The following is a 7,218-nucleotide window of genomic DNA, read 5'->3' as shown; positions in this document are numbered from 1 at the left end:
CCCCGCACGCGCGAATCAGACGCACACAGCCAAACCGAGGCAAGCGGTGTCAAGCATCAGGTGAAGCCACACTGTCAACCATCAACCGAGACAGGACAGTGTGCAGGCCAAGCAAGCTGTTACGGGTTTCTCTACCTCATCAAGACACCCGGCGTCGCTCACGCTCCGCCGGGCGCGCTTCCCGGCTCTGGCTGCGCCCGCGCTCCTGCCTTCGGCCCGCTCGGCGCTGCCGACGCCGACGCGCGCCCACAGTGGATAGGCCAAGGGCATGAGTCGAGACCAACACGCCACCGACGACCAGCGGCACGGACATGCCTCCGGCGGGGGCGCTCAGGCTCCGGGATGGCGGGGGCGCCGCAAGCGGGTGGCCGGCCGGATCGTGGCTGATGCGGGGAGGCTTCCATCCGCCTGCCTTCGACCCAGGCAGAGCCGAGCAGACACGGCCCAGGGCGTCAAGGTCGTTCGTACAGTGGCGCGCTCCACCTTGACGCCCTGAACCACGCCCGCTCCACAGACGTGTGGGTCGAAGGCAGACGGGATGGAAGCCGAGGTGAGTGGTGGGCAAGGAGGAAGGTGCCTTGGCAGGTCAGTCCCATGCGTTGAAGATCACCCCTCCCAGCGTGGTGACGCCGGAGTAGCGAATTTCGCGCCACTCGCTCTGTGAAAGCCCAGATGTGTCCAGGTCGGTAAGACCAGTTGCGAGCTGACGACGGGCAAGTGCCACAAAGCCAGCGTGCTCGAAGCTGCTGGCCCAGGGCGGCGGAGCAACGAACTCCTCGCTTTGCCAGTCCCCAAGCCTCTGGACGAACGCGATCCAGGGGTGATAGACGTGACACAGGATGATGGGCTCCTCTGCGCCATCGCGGACCGACGCGGTGTGAAACGTGCGAGGGTATGCCTGCTTCTCTACCTCACCCACCTTGCCCCCAGCAGCGCGGGCAGCGGCGTAGAGGGCGCCCCGAAAAGCCCCCAGGTCGGTTTCGGGAAGGTGGCCATCCTTCGGCCTGTAGAAACCTGTCGCTCCCCGCGGCAGGCTGAAGCCCATGTTCTCGTTGCTGACCATGTGGCCATCTTGCCGCCGCCGACGGTAGCGCGTGCCCGTCACGTGCCCGAGCGGCCCCATGATCTCTCGCCCCATGGCAGCTCCTAGCCCAAAGCCGTCCGCCAACCGCGCGGGCGGCGGCATGGTGGGGCTCAGGCGGAGACGTGCACGCCGCCCACATACCGCACATCCCTGAGCGGAACGCCGTCGTACGCCTCCACTCGCTCGGCGCCGTCCGGCGAGAAACCCGCGCGCTCGTAGAACCGCAGGGCCCGGACGTTGTCCGCGAGGACCCACAGTTCTAGGCGCCGGAATCCACGCTCGACCGCCCGCGAACGTACTGCCTCCATCAGCCGGAGGCCCATGCCAGTCCCGATCAGATCCGGCCGCACGTAGAGGGCGTAAAGCTCACCGGTCTCTCCCCCGTGGGGATCGCCAGCGCGCGGCCCCATTGCTGCCCAGCCGGTCACCGTGTCAGCGTCAATAGCGACGAGGTTGTCCACCTGGTTCCCGGCCGCCTCGAACCACTCCCGACGCTGGGCCGCGTCCTCTTTGACGCTCATGGCATCGAGATAGCTCTGCGGCACGATACCGGCGTACGCCGCCTGCCAGCCGCTCACCCGGACCTCCGAAACGGCGTCTATGTCACCCAACTCCATCGCCCGCACCTCGATCATGAGCGGATAGTAGCTGCGTACGCGTAGCCAGTCGCTCGAATTTGGGCCGGGCACGGACGCACCACGCAGCTCTGCTGTACAGCAGCTAAGTACAGCAACCACCGCGATCGCACCCGACCGCAACCAGCCCTAGCCGACAGACTCACCAGCCGAGCAGACCTCAGCGATGGTCAGGCCGGCGGTTCGCATCGAGGGGACCAGCCCGTGCCACAACCGTGCCAGATCAGGCGGCAAATCACGGGGAACTGCGGATGCTGGCAGCGCAAACAGTCAGCATCCACCGAAGTCTGGATGTTGCAGGTCAGGCCCAAACTTGCCCCACCTCGCTCCTAAAGCGGGTGTCGCAGGTTCGAATCCTGCCTGGGGCACAAGGGAAAAGGCCCGCACCGATCATGGTGCGGGCCTTTTTGACGGCAGGCTTAGACCGCAACCGGGTCTCAGGCGCCCGGCAGTCGGCGCTTGAGCAGGCGGTCCATGTGGCTGATGGCTTCGCGCTGGGTGTCGTGCACGACGTGGGTATGGACGTCCATCGTGATGCTGATCTGGCTGTGCCCCAGGATCTCCATGATGACCCGGGGCGCGACGCCGTCAGCCGTCAGCCGTCAGCCGTCAGCAGCCGTGCCGGTCATCGTGCAGCCGGACCACCCGCAGCCCTGCTTAGGCGGCAACTCGGGTGAAGGACCGGTAGACGTTACGCGGCTCCACCGGGCGGCCGTTCCTCGTCGCGAAGATGTGCCTGGCCTCGGACCAGGCGACGCCCGTGCGCGTGAACGCCTCGCGCTGCCGGAGACGGTGCCAGCGCAGCGGCGCGATGCACAGGGCCGGCATCGGGACGACCCGGCTGCGGCGGCTCTTGGGGTCGTCGTCGTACAGCGTTCCCCGGCGGCGCTGGGTCTGCTGGCGCACGTGGAGCACGCGGTTGTCCAGGTTCACGTCCGACCAGCGCAGGCCCACCAGCTCCCCGCGGCGCAGCCCCATGCAGATGGCCAGCACGAATGCGGCGTACAGCGGGTCCGTGCGCGCGGCTTCCAGGAACGTCAGCGTTTCCTGTAGGGACCATGGGCGGATCTCCCGTTGCTTCATGCGGGGCGGCTCCACCAGCGCCGCGACGTTCCGTGTGATCAGCTCCTCTCGCACTGCTGCCGTCAGCGCGGTGCGCAGCACCCGGTGTGCTTCTTTCGCGGTCGCTGCGGTCTGCTCGTTCTGCACCCGGGTGATGAAGCGGCGCACGTCAGCGACGCTCAGCGACTCCAGCCGCTTCGTGCCCAGCAGAGGGATCAGGTACAGACGCACGTGCGCCTCGTACTTGTCGTACGTGCTGAGCTTGCGGCGCGCCTGGACGAACTGCTCCAGCCAGTAGGGCAGCCACTCGGAGAGCTTCGCGGAGCGCGTGGGTGTCGGGACGCCCTGGCGATCACGCCGGACCAGCTCCTGACGCTTGGTGTCGCACCCCTCCCACGTGTTGCCGTAGACGGTCTTGCGCTTACGGGTGCCGTCCGTCTGGCACGCGAACGTCTCCTCAGCCCAGGACTTCCTGAGCTGGTACGAACGCTGGCTCAACCACATGCGGGACGGTATGGACAACCCCGCGCTGGGCCTCATCTCCCCGTCGACCGTCGCAAGCGCCCCCCGGACCACGGCCCGGAGACTTCGGTGACCGTACGCCGCAGAGGGCTGAGCGGCGTCGTCCCGCGAGGCGAACATCGTCGCGGGGCCGTCTGTGGGCCGTACGAGGGCGCCCAGGGGTGGCCAACGCTGACAAGCATTGGCGGGGCGATCGCAGGCCACGGGGGTGCTCGCCCAGGCAATCCCAGGTCAACGGAAGCCCGATTCACTTCCTGCGCAACAAGATTGGGAATGGGAGGACTACCGCTCCGAGGTCACGGCGTTCGAGCTCCGCACGAACCTCCGAACCTGTAGCTACAAGAGGTTTTCCTCGTGTAACGCAATCCGGGCCGGCAGCGCGATGCTGTCGGCCCGGCGTCGTCTCATTCGCCCCGGGCCGTCTGGGCAGGGACAAGCCCGCCCGAGTTGCCCGCAAGCGTACGGCCCCCTGATCATGCGCAGCCCCAGCCCAGGGAGGCCACCGGCCATACCGCTCCGCCTTCCTCGTCCCCGTCAACGCGAGTAATCCCGGGAAGATGACCAACGGCATGAAGTGTCGCCATACTTGCCCTCTCACGAGGTGGGGAGCACATGACCAACAGTCCACAGATCTCCGAGCTCACGAAGAGTGCGAAGATCACCAGCACATAGTCGTCGAGCACGTCGGCGGGCGCGAAGAGAGGCCCGCCGGCCACTGGACTCCGTGGTGCTGGTCTTGGCGTCTCGTCTGACTGCTGTCCTGCCGGATGCGTGCCAGATCGAGCGGCGAACCATGGCCAACGCCGGGCATCGCATGACCCTCTTACACGGGCAACAGCGGGCCATCTGCCCAGGTCGCCTCTCCCACTCCGCATCACTCAGATCACCCCGCCCCATACCCGTATCTAAGACTCGGACACGAAGCAGTCAGATGACCCACCGGACAAGTCCTAGCTATTCATCTGAGGAAGCGCCTTCCGCCAGCGGACGAAAGGTTTGAGCACGCCACGGAAAAACAGGTAATCGGGCGTCTCCTGAATCGAGTCCCATCCTTGGTAAAGGTTTACGTTGGAGATGTGCGGCGCTTCGGCCCGCAGGCTGTCCAGGTGATCGAGAACGGAAGACCCCATACTCGTGTCGCCGACGAACTGCCAGAAGACGTGCTCGCCGGATGCCTCTTCGAGCTCATCGGCCAACCCGGGACCCTCCGAGTGGAGTCCCCACACGAAGAACAACACGAGGGTCGGTACCTCCTCCGCACGGATGCTTCGCGCGATTCCCCTGATCGCCTCAGCTGCGTCCTCGGGGCCGAAGAGCTCATAGCGGGCCGTGCGCTGGGTGAGCAGGTTGCCCCGCGCAGCATCGTGAGAGAGCAGAGGTTCGCGTGGGAGGACCGCCCAGTCCTCGATCCACCCCGCGGCTTGAGGCAACCGGAGCTCAGGAAGGCGATGCGGCCGTGATGTGTACATCCAGGCATCGACGCCTGCCCCTGGAGCCAGGAAGTCGCCCAAGGTGGCGACTCTGCGGGCCATGTCGGCGATGACTCCGGCCTCGAACGGATAACGGTGTGCCCCAGGTAGGGCTAGCACGACGCGAGTCGAATGTCGCTTCGTCCCGCTGATCCGGACGGCTATGGACGCTGAGTAAATCCCTTTGCGGGTCACCCGCGCACCCTATTCGACCGCTCCGACGGCAAGAACAGCGTCTGCTGGAGCAAGGCGCAGACGGCAGTGACGGCAACGGGGACAGACGGTCGCAGTACCCCGTAGCCTGCCACGGCCGTGATTCACGTCGTGCCGGCCCTGCCAGCGGACTGTGCCCGCATCTTCAAAGCTCAGGTTCCAGCCGTTGTCGGGGCACTGGCTCCGTAGATCCTGACGGCAGAAGATGACGGCAACAGAGCCGTACAAACGCGGACCCCGGCGGTTTCGGGAGGCTTGCCCTGAGCTGGAGCAGTGCCCACACGGGCGCGCCTGTGGCTGTGAACGAACTCCTGAAACGGGTGTCGCAGGTTCGAATCCTGCCTGGGGCACATGACGAAGAGCCAGTTCAGGGGCTTGATCCCCGGAACTGACCCTTTCTCGTGACCACGGCGATGCCACATCCGTGCCACGACGTCCACTACGAGTCCACGTCACCTCGCGCCTTGCGGATCAGCGACCCGAGCCGATCGGCGATCTCGGCCGTTGCCACGTGCTGATAGATCAGCGCGGAGCGCGGAGTGCTGTGGCCCATCCTGGTCATCAGGTCCCGCAGGCTCGCGCCGGAGGCGGCCACGGTGTTCCCCGTATGTCGAAGATCGTGGAAGTGCACGTCTGCCGTGATGCCCGCCTTGGAGCGCGCGCGGATCCAGTCGTCCCGGAAGTTGCTCCGCCGCAACTGCCCACCCCGGGGGGCCGAGAAAGACGTGACCGTCCCGGCCGGGCCCGGCGTAGGTGTCGAGGTGCCGCTTAACGTCCGGCAGCAGTTCGCTCGGGAAGCCAGGTGGATCGGTTCGGCGCAGCCCCCAGTGCGCTGCACCTGTTCGTGCAAGCGCTCGAACCCGGGGCCGTTGGCGACCCGCAGCGCGTCGACCAGGGTCAGCGGATCGGTGCCGCAGGCACCGCGGCGTCAGCCACGGCCGCCGGCGCAACCTGCGTCAAGCTGGAGATATGTCCGAGACTTCACTCAGCCTGAGCCGCTACGACGGACCTGCCACGGTTGGCGGCATCGACTTCGCCGAGGTCCACCTCAGGGAGCACGCCAGCACCGAAAGTCGCGAGTCCCGTACGGGCTGGAAGGGGACCGTTGAGGCCGCCCGCAGCGAGGCACCTGGCATCAGCCCAGAGTGGGCGCTGAAGCCGGGACCGCTGGAGGTACGCCTGCCAACCGGCAGGGTCGGCAGCGCCAACATCCGTAGCCTCTCACTCACGTACGGCGACTTCTGGATTGTCGAGCTGCTCGGTGTGGGCCCGTCTCCCATGGCCAAGTGAGCGTCGCCGGTCTACTACACGCTCGGTCTTGCGGCGCTGCCCGGTCTCACGACCTTGAGGTCGCGGAGCGGGCCCGTTAGCTCCACACCTGCCAGCGGGACCGTGCCATTGTCAGGGCAGGAATTCGTAGAACGGGCGGCCAGGCGCACGGTTGCGAGAACACACGGTCACGTCCTCACCCCTGAGGTAAGCCAACAGCCACTCCCCGAACGTCATCACGTAGAGAGTCCAGGCCGGGCTGTCAAACTCCTGGACCACGACGCGCCAGGGCGACGAGGGGTCGTCGGGAACGCGAAGGAAAACCGCCTCGCCCGTCGTGGCCGTCGCCACCGGTATCAACTCACCGGGGCTCGCCCCCACCGGACTGGGCAGGAACTCCGCCATGTCCTCCTCACGCCAGAACTCGAGATCCCCCCTGATCTTTTCGCCCAGACTGTGCAGAAGGTGAGCGGCGGGATGCTTCAGATACAACTGCCCGTTGATCTCGATTGAACCGTAGGCGTCGACGATCTCACGGAAGTCCGCAGGAAACTCGATACCAAGTTCCTGCTCCAAGTCCGTCCACGGAGCCGGATCCGACCAGTTGAACCGGGACTCACCCAACAGGGCTTCGATCTCTGCAAGCGTTGCCATCGCCATACCCTTCTGGCACTCCAGCCGTAGATCGCGATCTTGCCAGTGGGCCGACGGGAGGCGGGTCAGACCACAGTACTTGTTACCGATTTCTCTACCTCATCAAGGCACCCAGCGTCGCTCACGCTCCGCCGGGCGCGCGGCCCGCGTCCGGCCGCCGCCCACGCTCCTGCCTCCGTCCCGCTCGGCGCGCCGTCCGCCGCCGCGCGCCCACTGGGCTTGATTCGCTTTGGCGGACATCCGAGATCTGGGGTTCAGCCCCGGGAGGATGTCCATCATGGAGAGCATGGGGAAGAAGAAGCCACGCCCT

Annotated in this window: 5 protein-coding genes and 2 pseudogenes; 1 reads left to right on the top strand and 6 read right to left on the bottom strand. The window is 66.4% G+C overall.

Annotated features, from left to right (window positions below; translation table 11 throughout):
• Positions 1 to 586: 586 nt before the first annotated feature.
• From PV341_RS42290 to PV341_RS42270, 5 genes and pseudogenes are all read right to left on the bottom strand, one after another.
• Positions 587 to 1,138, bottom strand: coding sequence for a hypothetical protein (locus tag PV341_RS42290; RefSeq protein ID WP_500360643.1), 552 nt, complete (start codon positions 1,136 to 1,138; stop codon positions 587 to 589).
• Between the two features lie 56 nt (positions 1,139 to 1,194).
• Positions 1,195 to 1,719, bottom strand: a complete 525-nt coding sequence (locus tag PV341_RS42285; RefSeq protein ID WP_500360642.1) for a GNAT family N-acetyltransferase — start codon at positions 1,717 to 1,719, stop codon at positions 1,195 to 1,197.
• Between the two features lie 437 nt (positions 1,720 to 2,156).
• Positions 2,157 to 3,231: pseudogene (locus PV341_RS42280) on the bottom strand (tyrosine-type recombinase/integrase); the annotation flags it as partial.
• Positions 3,232 to 4,253: 1,022 nt separating this feature from the next.
• Complete coding sequence (locus tag PV341_RS42275) at positions 4,254 to 4,892, bottom strand: VWA domain-containing protein (RefSeq protein ID WP_500360644.1); 639 nt, start codon at positions 4,890 to 4,892, stop codon at positions 4,254 to 4,256.
• Between the two features lie 532 nt (positions 4,893 to 5,424).
• Positions 5,425 to 5,782: pseudogene (locus PV341_RS42270) on the bottom strand (tyrosine-type recombinase/integrase); the annotation flags it as partial.
• 172 nt (positions 5,783 to 5,954) lie between these two features.
• Here PV341_RS42270 and PV341_RS42265 point away from each other — a divergent pair.
• Positions 5,955 to 6,275 (top strand): hypothetical protein, encoded by a 321-nt coding sequence (locus PV341_RS42265; protein ID WP_500360641.1) that lies wholly within the window; start codon positions 5,955 to 5,957, stop codon positions 6,273 to 6,275.
• Between the two features lie 111 nt (positions 6,276 to 6,386).
• On the opposite strand, the gene PV341_RS42260 is transcribed toward PV341_RS42265, so the two are convergent.
• The gene (locus PV341_RS42260) at positions 6,387 to 6,908 is read right to left on the bottom strand and encodes an SMI1/KNR4 family protein (protein WP_500332304.1); all 522 of its coding nucleotides are present in this window, start codon (positions 6,906 to 6,908) and stop codon (positions 6,387 to 6,389) included.
• Positions 6,909 to 7,218: the final 310 nt, after the last annotated feature.

This window comes from Streptomyces sp. PA03-1a, assembly GCF_033792805.1.
Taxonomy (GTDB): Bacteria; Actinomycetota; Actinomycetes; order Streptomycetales; family Streptomycetaceae; genus Actinacidiphila.
This window is presented reverse-complemented; position numbering and strand designations above follow the sequence as displayed.

Excerpts from the sequence above, each read along its gene's own strand:
- PV341_RS42290 (WP_500360643.1), bottom strand. The coding sequence starts at position 1,138 with ATGGGGCGAGAGATCATGGGGCCGCTCGGGCACGTGACGGGCACGCGC.
- PV341_RS42285 (WP_500360642.1), bottom strand. The coding sequence starts at position 1,719 with ATGATCGAGGTGCGGGCGATGGAGTTGGGTGACATAGACGCCGTTTCG.
- PV341_RS42265 (WP_500360641.1), top strand. The coding sequence starts at position 5,955 with ATGTCCGAGACTTCACTCAGCCTGAGCCGCTACGACGGACCTGCCACG.
- PV341_RS42260 (WP_500332304.1), bottom strand. The coding sequence starts at position 6,908 with ATGGCAACGCTTGCAGAGATCGAAGCCCTGTTGGGTGAGTCCCGGTTC.